Here is a 19,178-nt window from a genome sequence, read left to right on the forward strand (position 1 = left end):
CGTCGTGCTGACCGCATACGCTCCCGTTGCCACGCGAGGTGATACCGATGGCCGATAACATCGTCCCGCATTTCCACAATGATGCCGGTGTCCCCGTCATCGAGATCGGCTCGCATGAGTTCATGTGCGTGGGCGCCAATCCGCCGTTCGATCATCCGCACGTGTTCCTCGATCTCGGCAACGACAAGGAAATCATCTGCCCGTACTGCTCGACGCTGTACCGCTATGCGCCGGACCTCGCCGCGGGCGAAGCGCGGCCGCCGGAATGCGTATTGAAGGACGTCGCCTGATCGGCGTGTCGTGGCATCGCGTACCGTCTATGTGGCTGGAGCCGGGATTGGCGGCCTGACGGCTGCGCTCGCGCTCGCCACCAAGGGCTTCCGCGTCGTCGTGCTGGAGAAGGCCGAACGGCTCGAGGAAGTCGGCGCCGGCCTGCAGCTGTCCCCCAACGCCAGCCGCATCCTGCTCGATCTCGGCCTGGGGCCGCGGCTGACCGCGCGCGCCGTGGTGCCCGACGCCGTCAGCATCATGAGTGCGCGGGCCGGCGGCGAGATCGCCCGCCTGCCGCTCGGCGAGGCCGCGAGCCAGGCGGCTGGCGCGCCCTATTGGGTCATCCACCGCGCCGACCTGCAGGCGGCGCTGGCCGCGGAGGTGATGGCGCATCCGGACGTCGAGCTGCGGCTCGGTTGCCAGTTCGAGGACGTCGCCGCCCACGCCAAGGGCCTGACCGTGGTGCATCGCCGCGGCAATGAGCGCCGCCAGGACGTGGCGCTGGCGCTGATCGGCGCCGATGGCGTGTGGTCGGCGGTCCGGCACCATCTGTTTCCGCAGGTCCGCGCCGCGTTTTCCGGCCTGATCGCCTGGCGCGGCACGCTCGACGCCCGGCAATTGCCACGCGAATTGACCGCAGCACGGGTGCAGCTGTGGATGGGTCCCGAGGCCCATCTCGTCGCCTATCCAATTTCTGCCGGCCGGCAGGTCAACGTGGTCGCGGTGGTGCCGGGGACCTGGAACCGGCCGGGCTGGAGCACGGAGGGTGATCCGAGCGAGCTGAAGGCGGCGTTCGCCCCACCGCGCTGGCCTGCGACGGCGCGCCTGCTGCTCAACGCGGTCGACGGCTGGCGCAAATGGGCGCTGTTCGGCGTCCCCGAAGGCATCGAATGGACCGACGGCAGCGTCGCGCTGCTGGGCGATGCCGCGCATGCCATGCTGCCCTTTGCGGCGCAAGGCGCGGGAATGGCGATCGAGGATGCGGTGGTGCTCGCCAAGAGCCTGAGCGAGGCACGCCCGGACGGTCCCGGCGCGATCCCGGCTGCGCTCAAACGCTACGCCAAGCTGCGCCGTCCGCGCGTCGGCCAGGTGCAGCGCACCGCGCGCAATCAGGGCCGCCTCTATCACATGACCGGGCCGCTGGCGCTGGCCCGCGACCTCAGCATCAAGGCGCTCGGCCCGCAGCGCCTGTCGGCGCGGCAGAGCTGGATCTACGACTGGCGGCTATAGATTGCCGCTGCGGCTGCGGTCAGTAGACCGAGCCGTCGCGCGGCAAGATCGATGGTGCGCCGGAATTGCTCGAGGCCATCGGCCGCGCATTGCGCGCCGGCTTGACCGGCTTGCCACCCTTCGCGGCCACCGGCGCCGGCGGCGTTTCCACGCATTTGTTGCGGCGCCAGGCCTCTTCGGCGAATTGCGACTGGCCCCTGATGGCGACATAATCGTTGCGATACGCGACCTCGGCGACGATGGCGCCGCCGGCTCCGGTCTCCGCCTTGGCCATCAGGCCCTGCAGCTCGGCCGCGCGCGCCGCGAGCGCCTTGCGCTCGGCTTCGAGCTGCTTGCAGTCGTAGAGATCGTATTTGGCGGGATCCGCGAAGGCCGTCGACACGCTGTCGCTCATGCCTGCGCAGCCTGAGAGCAGCCCACCCAACACGAACAGTCCTGCGGCGAGCGCGAGGCGACGGGAACGAAGGCGATCGGTGGTCATGCAGCCTCGATCATGCGGCGGCCTCGAGACGTCGACGCGATTGTGGGCCGATCGGCCGCGAACGGCGGCAGTGTTCGCCTCTGCGATGGTCTTCGGATTCGTCACGCTCACCTCGCCCTGCGACCGGTCCGCAAGGCATGCGGATCCGAATCGTTTTCTCGTGATGGGTCCGTGCCTTACAACGGCCGCTTCGTCCATGTCTTGCACCACGTGATCCCAGACTTGGCAAAGCGCTTCAACGCGAAGGCATCTCAAAGCAGCTGGTGACGGCCGGATTGAGGCTTTACCAAGGCGCTCTCGCTGGCTTAAGCAGAGGATGAGCTTCAGAGCCAAAGTGCAACCTCGTCCGGCCTCGCCGGATGGTGCGCCAGGTCTCTGAAATCAAAGCGCGGACGTGGCGGAATCGGTAGACGCAAGGGACTTAAAATCCCTCGATGGCAACGTCGTGTGGGTTCGAGTCCCACCGTCCGCACCAGCGCTATGCGCGCCTTCCTTGACCGCCCTGCCCGGCTCAGTTCAACGCCGCCAGCCGCTCGAGCTCGGCGAGATCGGTGACCTCCAGCGTGCCCTCCGAGATCGTCAGGATCTTGCGATCGCGAAACAGCGCCAGCACGCGGCTGACATGGACCGATGTCAGGCCGACGGCGTCGGCGATGTGCTGCTGCTTCAAGGGAAACGGATAGCGGTGATTCTGCATAACGCTGTGCGCCGCGACGCGCCGCATCAGGCTGAGCAGCAGATGTGCGATCCGACGCTCGGCCGGACGCTGGCCGAGAACGGTGATGAGCTCGTAGGAGGCCCGGCCGTTGTCGCCGAGAGAGCGGAACACCTCCATCATGACCAGCTCGTCGGCGCGACACTGCTTGCGGACCTCCTCGCCATCGAGCCGGCTGACCTGGACCTGGGTCAATGCCTTGGCCGAGAAGCTCATGCCTTTGGCGAAGATCGCCGCCGGCGAGAAGATGTCGCCCGGCAGCAGGAAGCGCAGGATCTGGCGGCCGCCATCCGACAACTGGATGTAACGGAATGCCCAGCCGGTGCAGAGCACGAGCACATCGTCGCGCGCCTCGCTCTGGCATTTGATCTGCTGGCCCGCCCGGACGGTGAAGAACTGCTGGTGGAGCCGTGGCAGCGCCGACTGCTCCCCGCAAGCATTGAACAGCGCGGCACAGAATCCGGAATTGAGGTGAGTGCAGGAGACGCAGCGGGCGGCTAGATCGGGGTCTGATCGCAGCATCAAGGGGGGTGCTTGTGTCCAATCTGTCCGCAGGGCCGACTTCGTCGCGCGGCCGTCGGCACGCAGCGGCGGCCGCTCCGAGTGAGCGGATGCCGAAGCCTCCGGCATGCCTGACAGCTAAGATGGAACCGGTCCGCAGCGATATAACTTGGATTAATGACGTGGCTGAAAGTCGCGCATTCGTCCGCCCCAGCGGCCTTCACGGCGCGATCAGTCGTTTGGACGCGGATCTCACGCCCAAGCAATGACCGACGCGGCTGGCGCCTACGCAGCCTGCGCTCGTACCATCAGCTCCGCCATGGTGGTGGACTTGAAGCTCGGCCGCCCCTCCAGCCGGTCGATCCAGGCGACGAGATTGGAATGGCCGGCGGTCAGCTCCGTCCAGTCCGGCGTCAACGACAGGAAGCTCGCCTGCGGCGCGGCCTGCAGATCCGCCAGCGACAGATGGTCGCCGACCATGAACGGCTGCTCGCCGAGCAGCCGCGACAACTCCGCGATGACGGCTCTCGCCTGCGGCGCGCGATCGCAGCTTCGTCGGTGGTCGTACCGAAGAATTGCGGACCGACGATGCGCTGGAAAATGATGACGTTGCACACGCCCTGGAACAGGTACCAGTCGCTGATGTTCATCACCTGGTCCATACGCGCGGCCGGATTGACTTCCTCGTCTACGCGCAGCAGGTTACAACCTTTGCGGGACGAATTGTACTAGCCAAATGCATCGAGTGGTTTTCCATTCGTTCGGGACGTGGGACCGGGGGGCCTCACCTTGCGCACAGTTTTGCTTGCTACTGCCTCGGGATTGATTGTTTTTGCATGCGCCGCCAGTAGCTGCGTGCAGGTCCCGCGCCGGGATGGGATCGCTGCCGTGGACGTCAATGCTGTCGTCAAACGGATTAAGTGCGACCTTAACAGGGCTGTTCTGGATAAGGCGTACTCACTCTTCCCGGAAGAAAAGCTACCCGAACGGCGGCAGCCCTTCCTCTTTTTGCGCTCGTGGGCTGCCAAGATTCGACTGACGGTCGCCATTGACGATAGCTTCCAGATCAATCCGGGAGCCTCGTACACGCAGCCACTCCGCACCGTGAACAATGTCGCCCAAACCTTCACGATCGGCGCGGGAGGTGGTTTGACGACGCAAGCGATCAGGCAGGAGGACGTAGAGTTTCTTATGTCGTTCAGGGATCTCGATGCGGAGAACGACAGCGGACGTCTGAAGACCGGGCTCTACGACTTCTGTCGTCCCGATCCTGGATTGCTGCTCGAGAGCGATCTGGGTTTAGACCGTCTCATTGACGCGGCTCTCAAGCCGGTCGAGACCGGCGTTTTGAGACCGGGCAACAATTTTGGACCGGGCGCATCGCCGCCGCCTGCCATTCCCAAACTGGACCTCCCGACAATCGTTGCCGAACGGCGAAAGGTCGATCCGAAGGCCATACCTGAGGATTCCATACGAACCATTGCGGGCCAGTCCGAAAAGATGAGGCAATTTTCAACTCAGCTCATTCAGAAATTCAACATTCCAGAACTGGCGGATAAGACCACCAAGGAGCTGACGGAGGCACCGTCGCCGAAGAATGAAAGCGCGGAACGGATCAAACAGATTCTTGCGAACTCGGCCGAAGCGACCCGCATCGAGACGAAGACACAGGCCATCATAAACAATGTGGTGAAGCCTCGTTACAGTATTGCGCAGGGAGCGCTCGACGGATCGTGCCTAAAGCCGGTCGCTGAAGCGCAGTTTGAGGCCATTGCACAATCAGCCAACGTTTCGACGTTCGTTATCAACATCGACAAGGCGGCCGAACTCACTTCTGATCATCCGAGCGCAGCGCCTCCATCTAAAGCGGACGAGGAAAGATTGAAGGAAGCCGCGGAGCAATCCGCGGCTGATCTCAAGAAATTGATTGAGGCCCGCGACAAGGTCATCGTCGCCACGAATACGATGAGAGACGCCATGCTCACCTGTTTGGTTGAGACGAAGAAGATACAGGAGGAAAAGAAGAGAGAAGGCCCGGCGGTCTTCGATCCGGTGTCAACCATAAGTGAAACAGTCAATTTCTATATAACGCTGACGGGAAGCGTCACACCGACCTGGAAATTGGTGCGGGTGACGGCACCCACCTCGGGAAATTTCCTCTCAGGCACGCGCAAGGATACAAATACTCTGATACTAAGTATGGGTCGACCGACACCTGGATCCAGCGCCGGACCTACGTCCGCCATCGACCAACAAATTCTCTATTCGATACTCGGACAGGCGATCCCAGCATCGAGGCCGTAGCGCCATTTCTCACGCGCCAGCTTACCATCGCGACGCAGAGTGTCGTTAATGGCCCTCGATGGCCAGCGTCGTAGCGATCGCGCCAATAGATGAAGCGGGTGCGGGGTCGCCTTCACCTCACCGAAAACCCATTCTGGCGTGCTCCTATTGCGTCTCAAACCCATTGCACTCGACGTCACTCCTTGGAATGACTTTGACCTCTTTCAGTAAACTTTGCAGTTTGCCTTGTCCGACGAGCCAACAAATATCTGCAATGTCTTTTCGGGGTCCGCGTACGTTCGCAAGATCGAATTCTCGCCATCGATACCGGCCGTGGCGCTCAGCTTGCTCTTCGTCAAATCTGGATCTCCGACTGTCCTCGCTGCGTACTTGTCCAACTCTTCTCCACACTTTACGCGCGGATTGTAGAGAGCAGGCCGCACCAGTCCAATGCGCTTCTGCAGCGCATCGCCAAACGGCGAGACATATTGCGCATCCCATATCGGGAAGGATTCGAGATGCTCCATGAAGACCCCTTACGGAAACTCCGATATCGTCGCTGAGCTGTCGATCCAGGCCCTCCTTCTTGGCGCCACGAAACCAAGGGGGAACGAACTCTTCAACAGGCTGCCCCGGAACCTCTCCTCCGGCCACATCACCGCGCGTGCGCGGCGACAATCAAGGTGAGAACTCCGCGACGATGAGGATGAGAGAGCCGACCTGGCGAAAGAGCAGTCCTGCAGCCTCGTTCGGGAGGCCGATACGGCCCGGCTTTGTCCCGAACAGGACAGCGGACTCGGATCAGCGGCGCGATACAAGCTGACGCCCGCCTGATCCGACGTGAACGCAACGTCGCTCCATCAGTGATCTGATCTGCAGTGATCTGATCTACGGCTCCGGCGTGGGGCAAGCCCTGCTCGCCGATGACGGCGCGACCGGCGGCTTGTTCCGCGGCGGCAGGCCCGCTCGGCTGGTCGCACCTAAACGACCTGCGGAGGCTACGCCGCCTGCGCTCGCGCCGTCAGCTCCGCCATGGTGGTGGATCTGAAGCTCGGCCGCGTCTCCAGCCGGTCGATCCAGGCGACGAGGTTGGGGTGGCCGGCGGTCAGTTCCGCCCATTCCGGCGTCAACGACAGAAAGCTCGCCTGCGGCGCGGCCTGCAGATCCGCCAGTGACAGATGGTCGCCGACCATGAACGGCTGCTCGCCGAGCAGCCGCGACAACTCGGCGATGACGGCTCTCGCCTGCGGCATCGCGCGTGCGATCGCGGCTTCGTCGGTGGTCGTGCCGAAGAATTGCGGGCCGACGATGCGCTGGAAGATGATGACGTTGCAGACGCCCTGGAACAGGTACCAGTCGCTGATGTTCATCACCTGGTCCATACGCGCGGCCTGCCTGACGTCCGCGGGCGTCAGGGCCGGCTCGGGCAGCATGCGGTCGAGATAGCGCAGGATCGCCTGGGTCTCGTACAACACGAAGCCGTCATGCTTGAGCACCGGCACGCGCCCGAAGGGATGACGCGCCAGATGCGCCTCTCCCTTGGAGTCCCCCGGCGCCAGCGCGGCGAGCCGATACGGCGCGCCCTTCTCCTCCAGCGCGATCAGCACGCTGCGCCCGAACGGGCTTCCCGGCACGGAATGGACCACGAACTCGGACATCACGGTCTCCCCACTCTTATGATGATTTGCTCAGGATGACGTCGGCGGCCGCTCGACCTCGGCCACGAAACGCTGCAGCAGCCCCGGCCAGCCGCCTTCGACGTCCCGCCGCATCGATGCGCCGGCCTCGCTGCCCATGGTTTCGAACTTGTGGTGCAGCAGCTCGACGCGGGTCACGTCCGCGCCTTCGACGACGAATTGCACATCGACCTCCGAGCGCATCGCCGCGTTCGGCTTCCACTGCGCATCGATCTGCCACAGCATGACGAAGCGATGCGGCGGCTCCCATAGCGTGATGGTCGCGACCGTGGTCGCCGTGCCGTCCTCGGCGATCTCGAGCCAGCGACCGCCGAGCTTCGGCTCCAGCAGCACCTTCTCGATCGGCTTGCGGCCGACCCCATGCGTATGCGGCCACCAGCGCGTCAGGCCGCGCGTGAAAACGTCGAACGCATGGTCGATCGGCGCCCGGACATGGACGAGCTTCCGAACCGGCGCGATCACGGCACCCTCACTCATCGATCCTCCCTTTCGTCTGCCGATGCGTGCGCTCCGCCTCGATCTTGAAGGCGAGCAGTGCGTCGTCCCAGAAGCTGTCGAGCCAGTCGCGGAGCTCGGCCAGCCCCTCACGGCGCAACGAGTAGATGCGCCGCACGCCTTCGCTGCGCTCCTCGACCAGCCCGGCATCCTTCAGCACCTTCAGATGCTGCGATACTGCCGGCCGCGACACCGGCATCCCGGCCGCAATCGCATGGACCGGGCGCGGCCCGCCGCGCAGCCGCTCGAGCACTTCCCGCCGCGTCGGGTCCGCCAACACGTTCAGCGCCGTTCCGTAAGCCATAGCTTACTGTAAGCTGCGACTTACATAATGGTCAAGGGCGGCAGGTCGGGGAACGCGAGAGCCTGATCCAGCAGATCTCGCCACCACCGGTTGCAGGAAGAAACCCGCCATTAACCACAACCGACGAGGGTGGAACCAACGGCCGCCGGCGTCCGGGCCGGTCACTGCGTGTGACCTCGTTCAGGCCAGCCGGGCTCGCCATCAATGAGAGGCACGATGCTGGGATTCCGCCGAAAGAACGAACCATCGGACGCCCCGCTTGCGTCCGACACCTCCGCACACGACGCCTTCCAGGACGCGCTGGCGCAATGCCTCGGCGACTGGGCGGACGGCAAGCTCAATCGCGATGTCGCAGGCGTCGATGCTGCCGCGCTGCACGCCAAGCTCAAGCCGCAACTGATCGAGGCCATCCATCGTCTCGGCACCGCGCTCGCGGCCCGCGCGTCCCAGGATCTCGATTCGGTCGTCGACCTCTGCATCAACAGCAACGAAGCCTCGATCGGCGCGGCGCGCCTGATCGGCGCCTCCAACAATCAGTCCGAACGCTGCCAGAGTCTCGCTTCCGCATCGGTCGAGATGCAGGCCTCCGTACACTCCATCCGGTCGACGTCTACCGAAGCCGCCGCCGAGGCCGCCGCGACGCGCCAGGCCGTCGAGAACAGCGTGACCGCGGTACAACGGACGTTGCAGACGATGAACGGCATCGCCAGCTCCGTGCGCGACACCTCGGCGAAGATCGCCGATCTCAGCGCCGCCTCCGCCGAGATCGGATCCATCGTCGGCACCATCGACGCGATCGCCAACCAGACCAACCTGCTGGCGCTCAATGCCACCATCGAGGCGGCGCGCGCCGGCGAATTCGGCAGGGGCTTCGCGGTGGTCGCAGCCGAGGTCAAGAACCTGTCGCAGCAGACCACCAAGGCGACGGAGGACATCAAGGGTCGCATCGAGCGGCTGCAAGCCGAGATGAGCGGCATCGTCGAGGCCATGGCCGGCGGCGCCAAGGCGGTTGAGGTCGGCATGTCCGAGATGAACGATCTGGCGCAGGCGATCGATCAGGCCGGCACCCGGACCGCGGTGGTCAGCACCAAGATGGACGAGATCTCCGGCATTCTCGCCGAGCAGTCCGCCGCAACCGACGAGGTCGCGCAGGGCATCACCATCATCGCCGATCTCGCGACCGCCAATGCCAACGAGGTGATGTCGCTCGCGGACACCATGGGCAAGACGGACGCGAAGGTCGGCAAGATGCTGGGCGAGATCGCCAAGCTCTCGCTGGACAACCAGGTCGTGAGACTGGCCAAGGCCGATCACGTGATCTGGAAGAAGCGGCTGGTGGACATGTCGGTCGGCCGGCTGCAACTTCGCGCCGACGAGCTCTCCGATCATCACACGTGCCGGCTCGGCAAATGGTACTATGGCGAAGGCGGTCGGCGTCTGGCCGGGGATCCGGCGTTTCGCAACCTCGAACGCCCTCACGAGGCGGTGCATCGCCACGGCAAGGAAGCCGCGCGCCTGTTCAGCTCAGGGCGCATCGATGAAGCCCTCAACGAGATCGGCAAGGTCGAGGTCGCTTCCAGCGAGGTGTTGGCGGCGCTGGACGAGATCAGGGCCTCATAGCTACGAGGCTGCTGCCGACGTCAGGTCACTCCATCCGCGCGTCATTCCGGGGCGTGCGCAGCATGAGCCCGGAATCCATAGCCACAGGACAGAGCGTGGTGCGAGATGGCCGTGGCGCTTGTCTTCGCCACATGACGGCGCGTGGATATGGATTCCGGGCTCATCGCTGCGCGATGCCCCGGAATAACGGCGAGAGAGTCGACCCCGTCGGCAGTCGCGTAGCCCGGATGAGCGCGGCGACATCCGGGTCTCCTCCACAGCGCGTTTGAACCCGGATGTCGCTATCGCTCATCCGGGCTACGGCTACGGGCCGCGGCCGACATCTCGTCACTCGCTCTTGTCGACGTTCCAGAACACCGGCACGGCCTGCCCTTCCAGGACGCCGGTGATCGATTTGCGCCAAGCGCTCGGCATGAACCATTGGCCGAGCGGCACGTAGATCACCTGGTCGTACACCTCCTGCTGAATCTGGGCGGCGATCCGCTTCTGGTCCTCCGGCTTCGTGGCCTTGGCGAAGGCGTCGCGCAGCTCCTCCATCTTGGGATCGTCGGGCCAGCCGAACGGGCTCTTCTGGCCGCGTGCGCCGACGAAGGTGCTGCCGATCGGATTGCCGGAGTCGGCGATCACCGAGTTGGTGAAGAACATGTTCCAGCCGCCCTCCTTGGGCGGCTTCTGGCTGGCACGCCGCGTCACCACGGTCTGCCAGTCCGTCGTCTGCAGATCGACCTTGAAGCCGGCCTCGCGCAACAGCTGCGCGGCGACCACCGGCTGCGCCTTCAGGGTGATCGCATCGCCCGGCGCGAGGATCACGACGGGAGTACCGTCGTAGCCGGCCTCGGCCAGCAGCTTCTTGGCCTGCTCCATGCCGTTGCCCTTCACCAGCGTCTCCGAGCCGATGTCGGATTCGAGCGGCGTGCCGCAGCCGAACACGGCGCCGCAGATCGTGTAGTACTTGGCGTTACCGACGAGCGCGTCGAGCACATCCTTCTGGTTCAGCGCCAGGAACGCCGCACGGCGGATCTTCACATTGTCGAACGGCGGAAACAGGAAGTTCATGCGTCCCAGGGTCTGGTAGCCGAACTTGTTCAGCACGTTCATCGAAAGATCGGGATTAGCGGCGAGCACCGGCTCGAGGTCGAGCGGCGGGAATTCCATGAAGTCGATGTCGCCCGCCTGCAGCGCGTTGACCGCGGTCTGCGCATCGGGCATCGAGACCCACTCGACGCGGTCGACCTTCACCACCTTGCCGCCGGCCGTCCAGCTCGGCGGCTCCTTGCGCGGCACGTAGTCGGTGTTCTTCTCATAGACCGCCCTCACGCCCGGCTGGAATTCAGCCTTCACGAACTTGAACGGTCCGGAGCCGATCTGCTCTGAAATCTGCTGGTTCGCGGGCGTCTCGGCGAGACGCTTCGGCATCATGAACGGCACGTAGGAGGACGGCTTGCCGATCGACTCCAGCACCAGGCCGTAAGGCTCCTTCAGCTTCAAGGTGATGGTCTTGGCATCGGGCGCCTCCAGCGAGGCCGTGGCCTCCATCAGCTTCTGGCCCATGCTGTCGTTGCGGCTCCAGCGCTTCAGCGAAGCGACGCAGTCCTCGGCGGTGACCGGCGCGCCGTCGTGCCACTTCAGGCCGTCGCGCAAGGTGAAGGTGTAGGTCAGCTTGTCGTCCGAGACCTTCCACTCCGCCATCTGCGGCTGGACCTGAAACTTGGCGTCGGTCCCGAGCAAGGTGTCGTACACCATGTAGCCATGGTCGCGCGTGATGTAGGCCGGCGTGAACACGGGATCGATGACGCGCAGATCCGAATGCATCACCGCCGTGATCGTCTTCTTGCCGGCGGCGAGGGCCTCGGTCGTCACGCCCGCCATCGACACGGCCATGACCGAGGCGACGAACCATGAAACGAGCGCGGATGAGGTCCGGCGCGGAGTATGTGACATGCGATCTCTCTTGGCGTGGCTTCCATCCGAGGGCCCTGATACCGATCAAGGCCTGACGAGGCGTCTTGCGTCGCGTCTGCAAACGCGGAGCAAAGAGTCTCGACAAGGAGACTTGCAGCAGTTCCATCGCAGGTCAATCGCCATGGGCGCATGGGTCACCGCATCGCGCGGATGCACATAGCGCGGCTGCAACGATGGCGTCCCGCCATCTGGAACTCGGCTGCACCTGGTCCGTTATGCGCACCAGCAAGGAGCTTGACGATGCCGAATGAAGTCACCGAACCGCGGGATAATGGCCGACGTCTGTCCGCACCTATCCGCACCGGCAAGACGCCACCCCAGGATCAGATCAGCCCGCCCTTGATGGTCGACGGCCTGGAAGCGGTCCGCGATCCGCACTGCTGAAGCGCGGCTCATGCACAAGGCGAGCGCAAGAACAAAAGAGAGACGCGGCGAAGTCTCCGCTTCACCGCGTCTCTCGTTGCGTCACGAGTTCGGCGCGCGGCCTACTCGCTCTTGTCGACGTTCCAGAACACCGGCGTGGCCGGGCCGTCGAGCACTCCGGTCAGCGACTTCCGCCAGCCGCTCGGGAGCAAATACTGGCCGAGCGGGATGTAGATCACCTTCTCGTAGTTCTGCTTCTGGATCTCGGTGGCGATCTTCTTCTGCTCGTCCGGCGAGGAGGACCGCGCATAGGCGTCGCGCAGCTTCTCGATCTCGGCATCCTCGGCCCAGCCGAACCAGCCGCCCTTGGTGCCGCGGCCGCCGATCGACACGTTCGCCACGGGATTGGCGACGTCGGCGCCGACCCAGTTGGTGAAGAACATGTTCCAGCCGCCCTCCTTCACGGGCTTCTGGCTGGCCCGCCGTGTCACCACCGTCTGCCAGTCGGTGGCCTGCAGGTCGACCTTGAAGCCGGCCTCGCGCAACAGCTGCGCCGCCACCACGGGCTGCGCCTTCAAGGTGGTGACGTCGCCCGGCGCCATGATCGCGATCGGCGTGCCGTCATAGCCGGACTCGGCGAGCGCCTTCTTGGCTTCCGCCATGCCGTTGCCCTTGATCAGCGTCTCGGCGCCGACATCGGTCTCGAGCGGCGTGCCGCACACGAACACGGCGCCGCAGATCTTCTGATACTTGTCGTTGCCGACGAGCGCGTCGAGCACGTCCTTCTGGTTCAGCGCGAGGAAGGCCGCGCGGCGCACCTTCACGTTGTCGAACGGCGGGTTGAGGAAGTTCATGCGGCCGAGCGTCTGGTAGCCGAACTTGTTCAGCACGTCGATCTTGAGCTCGGAGTTCGACTCCAGCACCGGCAGCATGTCGTAGGGAAGGTTCTCCATGAAGTCGATGTCGCCCGATTGCAGCGCGTTCACCGCGGTCTGCGCGTCCGGCATCGTGACCCACTCGACGCGGTCGACCTTCACCACCTTGCCGCCGGACGTCCAGCTCGCCGGCTCCTTGCGCGGCACGTAGTCGGTGTTCTTCTCGTACACCGCCTTCACGCCCGGCTGGAATTCCGCCTTGACGAATTTGAACGGGCCCGAGCCGATTTGCTCGGAAATCTGCTGGCCCTGCGGCGTCTCGGCGAGACGCTTCGGCATCATGAACGGCACCAGCGAGGACGGCTTGGCGATCGACTCCAGGACGAGTCCATAGGGCTCCTTCAACTTGAGCACGATGGTCTTGGCATCGGGCGCCTCCAGGCTCGCCGTGAAGTCCATCAGCTTCTGGCCCATGCCGTCGTTGCGGCCCCAGCGCTTCAGCGAAGCGACGCAGTCCTCGGCGGTCACCGGCGTGCCGTCGTGCCATTTCAGGCCGTCGCGCAGGGTGAAGGTGTAGGTCAGCTTGTCGTCGGAGACCTTCCAGTCCGCCATCTGCGGCTGGACCTTGAAATTCGAATCGGTCGCCAGCAGCGTGTCGTAAACCATGTAGCCATGGTCACGGGTGATGTAGGCCGTCGTGAATCCGGGATCGATGACGCGCAGATCCGAATGCATCACCGCCGTGATCGTCTTCTTGCCGGCTGCGATGGCCTGGGTGCTCAGCGCCGTCGAGAGCGAAAGCACGGAAACGGCGAGGCTCGTCGCGAGCGTCAGACGTTTCCAGCGCGGGCTGTGGAACATTACGAGGTCTCCTGAGTGGATGGTTTGACCTGAAACTGATCAGATCCAGATCATTCGTTGGGCGTGCAGATCAATCCTTGTGCGAACTAACATGCTGTAAGTCGCAAGCCTTCGACAGTTGCAGAGGTCGCCTTTCGCGTCAATCCGCATTCAGCGCATGCGGCCCGTGGCTGACAATGCCGTTAACGTCTGCATAGCTTTCGCTTTACAAAGCGCGCCCGCCTGCGTCTCGTATCATGAGATCGCGACAATGCCTTGAGAGAGCACCAATGAATCCAGCCCATCTTCCCTTTGATACCGAAATCATGCTGCAGGGCTTGCGCGGCTGGGTCGAGTGCGAAAGTCCGACCTGGGACGCCGCCGCGGTGGAGCGCATGCTGGATCTTGCCGCGCGCGACATGGCGATCCTGGGTGCGACGATCGAGCGCATCGCCGGGCGCCAGGGTTTCGCCGGCTGCGTGCGCGCCCGATTCCCGCACCCGCGGCAGGGTGAGCCCGGCATCCTGATCGCCGGCCACATGGATACCGTTCACCCCGTCGGCACGCTGGCCAAGCTGCCTTGGCGCCGCGAGGGCAACAAATGCTATGGGCCCGGCATCTGCGACATGAAGGGCGGCAACTATCTCACGCTGGAAGCGATCCGCCAGCTGATCAAGGCCTCCATTGCGACGCCGCTGCCGATCACCATCCTGTTCACGCCGGACGAGGAGGTCGGAACGCCCTCGACCCGCGACATCATCGAAGCCGAGGCGCAGCGCAACAAATACGTGCTGGTGCCCGAGCCGGGCCGTCAGGACAATGGCGTGGTGACCGGCCGCTACGCCATCGCCCGCTTCAATCTCGAGGCGATCGGGCGCCCGAGCCATGCCGGCGCGCGGCTCGGCGCGGGTCGTTCCGCCATCCGGGAAATGGCGCGACAGATCCTCGCCATCGACGGCATGACAACGGAGGACTGCACCTTCTCCGTCGGCATCGTTCATGGCGGCCAGTGGGTCAACTGCGTCGCCACCACCGCCACCGGCGAAGCGCTCAGCATGGCGAAGCGGCAGGCCGACCTCGATCGCGGCGTGGAGCGCATGCTGTCCCTGTCCGGCACCGCCGACGACGTGACCTTCAAGGTGACGCGCGGCGTGACGCGGCCGGTGTGGGAGCCGGATTCCGGAACCATGGCGCTGTACGAGAAGGCGCGCGGCATCGCCGAACAGCTCGGCCTATCGCTGCCGCACGGCTCGGCAGGCGGCGGCTCGGATGGCAACTTTACTGGCGCGCTCGGCATTCCGACCCTCGATGGCCTCGGGGTGCGCGGCACCGACATGCACACCCTGAACGAGCACATCGAGATCGACAGCCTTGCCGAGCGTGGCCGCCTGATGGCGGGGCTGCTCGCGACGCTCGACTAGATCGCGACACAGGACGGCGCGTAGCCCGCATGAGCGCAAGCGAGATGCAGGTCCCGCTCGTCCGCGCGGTCGCTCCGCTCGCCCGGGCTACGCTGCGCAGCAGCACGGTTTCATTTTCCGGGACCTGCGCGGGGCGAGTGGACAATCACTCCGCAGCGCGCGCATGATGGCATGCGGCTTGCAAAGTTTTGCGCAAGGTTCGCCGCAAAAGTGCTGCGACATTGTTCGCATATGCGATGGTTCGCGCGGATCACGAACACCGTGTCGTCCCGTGTGCACGAGCAGATGAGCGAACACCGGAGACCTTGAAAGCGATGGATATCGGTGACATGCACACTCTCTCACGACGTTGCGCGCGTCGCCCCAGCACCATGAAGGCGGTTCTCTCGAGATGATCGGTTATCTGCTTCGCCGCATCCTCGCATCCATCCCTGTGATGGGCGTGGTGGCGCTGTTCGTCTTTCTCCTGCTGCGGCTGACGCCGGGCGATCCCGCCGCGATTCTCGCCGGCGACAACGCGACCCCTGAGCAGCTCGAGCGCATCCGCGCCACGCTCGGACTGAACGAGCCGCTCTACATCCAGTTCTTCACCTGGATCAATCAGCTGCTGCATGGCGATCTCGGCGTATCGCTGATCTCCAAGGTGCCGGTGCTGCAGATGATCGGGCAGCGCATCGAGCCGTCGATCTCGGTCGCGATCTCGACCATCATCCTGTCGATCCTCGTCGCCGTCCCGCTCGGCGTCATCGCGGCCTGGAAGCACGGCACCTGGATCGACCGTTTCGTGATGGCGCTTTCGGTGATCGGCTTCTCGGTGCCGGTATTCGTCATCGGCTACATCTTGATCCAGTTGTTCGCGATCAACCTGCGCTGGGTCCCTGTCCAGGGCTTCAAGAGTCTCAGCGCCGGCTTCGGCCCGTTCTTCGAGCGCATCATCCTGCCGACCTGCGCTTTGTCCTTCATCTACGTCGCGCTGATCGCGCGCATGACGCGCGCCGCGATGCTCGACGTGCTCGGCGAGGACTTCGTGCGCACCGCGCGCGCCAAGGGCGTCAGCGAGATCGCGGTGCTGTTGCGCCACGCGTTGCGAAATGCGGCCGTGCCCGTCATCACCGTGATCGGCTCCGGCTTCGCGCTGTTGATCTCCGGCGTCGTGGTCACCGAGAGCGTGTTCAACCTGCCCGGCATCGGCCGCCTCACCGTCGACGCCGTGCTGGCGCGCGACTATCCGGTCATCCAGGGCATGATCCTTCTCACCTCGTTCATCTATCTCGCGGTCAATCTCCTGATCGACCTCGCCTACACCCTGCTCGATCCACGCATCCGCTACTGAGGCCCTCATCCGATGGCGATCGTTACCACCCCTGAGCCGTCGATCCCGGTCACCACGCGACTGGGTCCCCGGTTCGGCTTTCTCACCTCGACCCCGATCATCGCCGTGGCGACCGTCTGCCTGTCGCTCATCGTGCTGATCTCGATCCTGGCACCGCTGCTGGCGCCGCACGATCCCGTGCTGCTCGCGCCAGCGCAGCGGCTCAAGCCGTCGAGCGCGCAACACCTGCTCGGCACCGACGCCTATGGCCGCGACCTGTTGTCGCGCACGATCTATGGCGGCCGCATCTCGCTTCTGGTCGGCGTCGGCGCCGCGATCATCTCGATCGCGATCGGACTCGTGATCGGCCTCGTCTCCGGCTTCTTCCGCTGGGTCGACGCCATCCTGATGCGCGTGATGGACGGCCTGATGGCGATCCCGAGCATCCTGCTCGCCATCGCCGTCGTCTCGCTGTCGGGCGCCAGCGTCGGCACCGTGATGATCGCGATCACCATCGTCGAGATCCCGCGCGTCGCGCGCCTGGTTCGCTCGGTCGTGCTGACGGCACGCGAGGAGCCCTATGTCGAAGCTGCGATTTCATTGGGCACGTCGATGCCCAAGATCATGTGGCGGCATCTGATGCCGAACACGATCGCCCCGCTGATCGTCCAGGGCACCTACATCTGCGCCGCCGCCATTCTCACCGAGGCGATCCTGTCGTTCCTCGGCGCCGGCATCAGCCCGGAGACGCCGACCTGGGGCAACATCATGGCCGAGGGCCGCTCCTACTTCCAGATCAAGCCATCGCTGATCTTCTGGCCCGGCCTGCTGCTGTCGATCGCCATCCTCTCGATCAACCTGATCGGCGACGCCGCGCGCGATGCGCTCGACCCGCGCATGAAGCAGCGCGAGGCCGGCAAGTGACAATGGTTTTTCGTCATCGCGAGCGAAGCGACGCGATCCAGGGGCCGCACCCGGAGCTCTGGATTGCTTCGTCGCTATCGCTCCTCGCAATGACGGTGGAGAAATGAACACATGACCGACACCATCCTCGACATCGACAATCTCGTCGTCACCGTCGGCAAGACGAAGAACCCGAACGGCCCGCGCATCATCGACGGCGTCTCGATCAAGGTCGAAAAGGGCGAGACGCTCTGCGTCGTCGGCGAGAGCGGCTCCGGCAAGTCGGTGACGTCGCTGACCACCATGGGCCTGCTGCCGAAGAACGCGCTGCATGCCGTCGGCGGCAGCGTCAAGCTGGTCGGCGAAGAGCTGCTCACCGCGAGCGATCGCCGGCTGCGCGAGCTGCGCGCCACCCGGATGGCGATGATCTTCCAGGAGCCGATGACCGCGCTCAATCCGGTCGTGCCGGTGGGCCGCCAGATCGACGAGGTCCTGCGCGCGCATACGTCCCTCGATGCACGGACGCGGCGCAAGCGCATCCTCGACATGATGGAGCAGGTCCACCTGCCCGACGTCGAGCGCATTTTCGGCTCCTATCCCCATCGCCTGTCCGGCGGCCAGCGCCAGCGCATCATGATCGCGATGGCGCTGGTGCTCGAGCCGAAACTCCTGATCGCCGACGAGCCGACCACCGCACTCGACGTCACCACGCAGAAGCAGATCCTCTCGCTGATCCGCGAGTTGCAGCGCGATCACGGCACCGCCGTGCTGTTCATCACCCACGACATGGGCGTCGTCGCCGAGATCGCCGATCGCGTCTCGGTGATGCGCCAGGGACGCCTGGTCGAGACCGGCGCGCTCGACAAGATCCTGCGGGCGCCCGAGATGGACTACACGCGCAACCTGCTCGCTTCCGTGCCCAGCCTGATCCCGCGCCCGCCGCGGCCGGACAGCACCGAGCCGGTGGTGCTGGAGACCAACGAGCTCGGCAAGGTCTATCGCGAGCGTTCGTTCCTCGGCAAAGCGCGCGAAGTCGTCGCCGCGCAGAACGTCACGCTCACCCTGCGCAAGGGCCGCACGCTCGGCATCGTCGGCGAAAGCGGCTCCGGCAAGTCGACGGTGGCCCGCTGCATCGTCCGGCTGATCGATCCGACCTCCGGCGGCGTCCGTCTGGCCGGCCATGAGATCTCGATCCTGACCCGGCGGCTGCTGCAGCCGCATCGCAAGCGGATCCAGATCGTGTTCCAGGATCCCTACCGCTCGCTCAACCCGCGGCTGACCGTCGGTGAAAGCATCGCCGAGGGACCGGTCAACTACGGCACCTCGCATGACAAGGCGATGGCGCGGGCGCGCGAGCTGCTCGAGCTGGTCGGCCTGCCCGCGGACGCGATCTCACGCTACCCGCACCAGTTCTCCGGCGGCCAGCGCCAGCGCATCGCTATCGCCCGCGCGCTCGCGCTCGATCCCGACGTGCTGGTCGCGGATGAAGCGGTGTCTGCGCTCGACGTCTCGGTACAGGCGCAGGTGCTGGAGCTGCTCGACGAGATCCAGCGCCGGCTCGGCATCGCCATCCTGTTCATCACGCATGACCTGCGCGTTGCCGCGCAGATCTGCGACGACGTCGTCGTGATGCAGAAGGGGCGCATAGTCGAACAGGGTCCGGCCGGCGAGATCCTGACGCATCCGAAGGAAGCCTACACGCGCGCGCTGCTCGAAGCGGCGCCGGGACGGAACTGGGACTTCGCCAACTTCCGGCCGGTGTCGGAAGCAGTGGCGTAGCAACGCCACCCACCGCCGTCGCGGCAAGCGGTGAAGCAATCCAGACTGGATATCTAGACGGATCCTGGCTTGCTTCGCAGCGAAGCAATCCAGGCGGCCCGGGGACTCTGAACTGCGTCGCTGAGCC

At 64.8% G+C, this 19,178-nt stretch carries 18 protein-coding genes and 1 tRNA gene; 10 read left to right on the forward strand and 9 right to left on the reverse strand.

What is annotated here, in order from left to right; genetic code table 11:
• The first annotated feature begins 47 nt into the window (after positions 1-47).
• Positions 48-290 (forward strand): zinc-finger domain-containing protein, encoded by a 243-nt coding sequence (locus QX051_RS15575; RefSeq protein WP_006611181.1) that lies wholly within the window; start codon positions 48-50, stop codon positions 288-290.
• A gap of 10 nt (positions 291-300) precedes the next feature.
• Positions 301-1,500, forward strand: a complete 1,200-nt coding sequence (locus QX051_RS15580; protein WP_315737481.1) for an FAD-dependent monooxygenase — start codon at positions 301-303, stop codon at positions 1,498-1,500.
• 19 nt (positions 1,501-1,519) lie between these two features.
• On the opposite strand, the gene QX051_RS15585 is transcribed toward QX051_RS15580, so the two are convergent.
• Positions 1,520-1,981 carry a hypothetical protein gene (locus QX051_RS15585; RefSeq protein WP_315737480.1) on the reverse strand — a complete coding sequence of 154 codons (462 nt, stop codon included), beginning with the start codon at positions 1,979-1,981 and terminating at the stop codon, positions 1,520-1,522.
• Positions 1,982-2,369: 388 nt separating this feature from the next.
• Between QX051_RS15585 and QX051_RS15590 the strand changes: the two genes are divergently transcribed.
• Positions 2,370-2,456: transfer RNA gene (locus QX051_RS15590), tRNA-Leu, on the forward strand.
• 36 nt (positions 2,457-2,492) lie between these two features.
• On the opposite strand, the gene QX051_RS15595 is transcribed toward QX051_RS15590, so the two are convergent.
• Complete coding sequence (locus QX051_RS15595) at positions 2,493-3,218, reverse strand: Crp/Fnr family transcriptional regulator (protein ID WP_315776702.1); 726 nt, start codon at positions 3,216-3,218, stop codon at positions 2,493-2,495.
• 264 nt (positions 3,219-3,482) lie between these two features.
• Positions 3,483-3,707, reverse strand: a complete 225-nt coding sequence (locus QX051_RS15600; protein ID WP_315776703.1) for a glutathione S-transferase family protein — start codon at positions 3,705-3,707, stop codon at positions 3,483-3,485.
• Positions 3,708-4,085: 378 nt separating this feature from the next.
• Between QX051_RS15600 and QX051_RS15605 the strand changes: the two genes are divergently transcribed.
• A complete protein-coding gene (locus QX051_RS15605) occupies positions 4,086-5,501 on the forward strand; it encodes a hypothetical protein (RefSeq protein ID WP_315776704.1) in 1,416 nt (471 codons plus the stop codon).
• Between the two features lie 203 nt (positions 5,502-5,704).
• On the opposite strand, the gene QX051_RS15610 is transcribed toward QX051_RS15605, so the two are convergent.
• The 4 genes from QX051_RS15610 to QX051_RS15625 form a co-directional block, all read right to left on the reverse strand.
• Positions 5,705-6,007, reverse strand: coding sequence for a hypothetical protein (locus QX051_RS15610; protein WP_315776705.1), 303 nt, complete (start codon positions 6,005-6,007; stop codon positions 5,705-5,707).
• A 471-nt stretch (positions 6,008-6,478) separates the two neighbouring features.
• Positions 6,479-7,138 carry a glutathione S-transferase family protein gene (locus QX051_RS15615; protein ID WP_315776706.1) on the reverse strand — a complete coding sequence of 220 codons (660 nt, stop codon included), beginning with the start codon at positions 7,136-7,138 and terminating at the stop codon, positions 6,479-6,481.
• A 30-nt stretch (positions 7,139-7,168) separates the two neighbouring features.
• A complete protein-coding gene (locus QX051_RS15620; RefSeq protein WP_315776707.1) occupies positions 7,169-7,654 on the reverse strand; it encodes an SRPBCC family protein in 486 nt (161 codons plus the stop codon).
• On the reverse strand, positions 7,647-7,976 hold the full coding sequence (locus QX051_RS15625) for a metalloregulator ArsR/SmtB family transcription factor (protein WP_315737475.1): 330 nt from the start codon (positions 7,974-7,976) through the stop codon (positions 7,647-7,649). Before QX051_RS15625 ends, QX051_RS15620 begins: the two co-directional genes overlap by 8 nt.
• A 216-nt stretch (positions 7,977-8,192) precedes the next feature.
• Here QX051_RS15625 and QX051_RS15630 point away from each other — a divergent pair, with 216 nt between their 5' ends.
• Positions 8,193-9,596 (forward strand): methyl-accepting chemotaxis protein, encoded by a 1,404-nt coding sequence (locus tag QX051_RS15630; protein WP_315776708.1) that lies wholly within the window; start codon positions 8,193-8,195, stop codon positions 9,594-9,596.
• 327 nt (positions 9,597-9,923) lie between these two features.
• Here the strand turns inward: QX051_RS15630 and QX051_RS15635 are convergent, their stop codons facing one another.
• Positions 9,924-11,537 carry an ABC transporter substrate-binding protein gene (locus QX051_RS15635; RefSeq protein WP_315776709.1) on the reverse strand — a complete coding sequence of 538 codons (1,614 nt, stop codon included), beginning with the start codon at positions 11,535-11,537 and terminating at the stop codon, positions 9,924-9,926.
• Between the two features lie 261 nt (positions 11,538-11,798).
• Between QX051_RS15635 and QX051_RS15640 the strand changes: the two genes are divergently transcribed.
• Positions 11,799-11,942: a hypothetical protein gene (locus tag QX051_RS15640; RefSeq protein ID WP_315776710.1), complete on the forward strand. Its 144-nt coding sequence runs from the start codon at positions 11,799-11,801 to the stop codon at positions 11,940-11,942.
• A 101-nt stretch (positions 11,943-12,043) separates the two neighbouring features.
• Here QX051_RS15640 and QX051_RS15645 read toward each other — a convergent pair whose 3' ends face one another.
• The gene (locus tag QX051_RS15645; RefSeq protein WP_315776711.1) at positions 12,044-13,657 is read right to left on the reverse strand and encodes an ABC transporter substrate-binding protein; all 1,614 of its coding nucleotides are present in this window, start codon (positions 13,655-13,657) and stop codon (positions 12,044-12,046) included.
• A gap of 269 nt (positions 13,658-13,926) precedes the next feature.
• On the opposite strand from QX051_RS15645, the gene QX051_RS15650 reads away from it, so the two are divergent.
• The 4 genes from QX051_RS15650 (at position 13,927) to QX051_RS15665 (ending at position 19,051) form a co-directional block, all read left to right on the forward strand.
• Positions 13,927-15,057 (forward strand): M20/M25/M40 family metallo-hydrolase, encoded by a 1,131-nt coding sequence (locus QX051_RS15650; protein ID WP_315776712.1) that lies wholly within the window; start codon positions 13,927-13,929, stop codon positions 15,055-15,057.
• Between the two features lie 391 nt (positions 15,058-15,448).
• Entirely contained in the window at positions 15,449-16,390 is a 942-nt protein-coding gene (locus QX051_RS15655) for an ABC transporter permease (RefSeq protein ID WP_315776713.1), read from the forward strand.
• A gap of 12 nt (positions 16,391-16,402) precedes the next feature.
• Positions 16,403-17,293, forward strand: coding sequence for an ABC transporter permease (locus QX051_RS15660; protein WP_315714711.1), 891 nt, complete (start codon positions 16,403-16,405; stop codon positions 17,291-17,293).
• Positions 17,294-17,404: 111 nt separating this feature from the next.
• Positions 17,405-19,051 carry an ABC transporter ATP-binding protein gene (locus tag QX051_RS15665; RefSeq protein WP_315737468.1) on the forward strand — a complete coding sequence of 549 codons (1,647 nt, stop codon included), beginning with the start codon at positions 17,405-17,407 and terminating at the stop codon, positions 19,049-19,051.
• The last annotated feature ends 127 nt before the right edge of the window (positions 19,052-19,178 follow it).

Origin of the sequence: Bradyrhizobium sp. SZCCHNR1053 (genome assembly GCF_032381235.1) — a bacterium.
GTDB lineage: Bacteria > Pseudomonadota > Alphaproteobacteria > Rhizobiales > Xanthobacteraceae > Bradyrhizobium.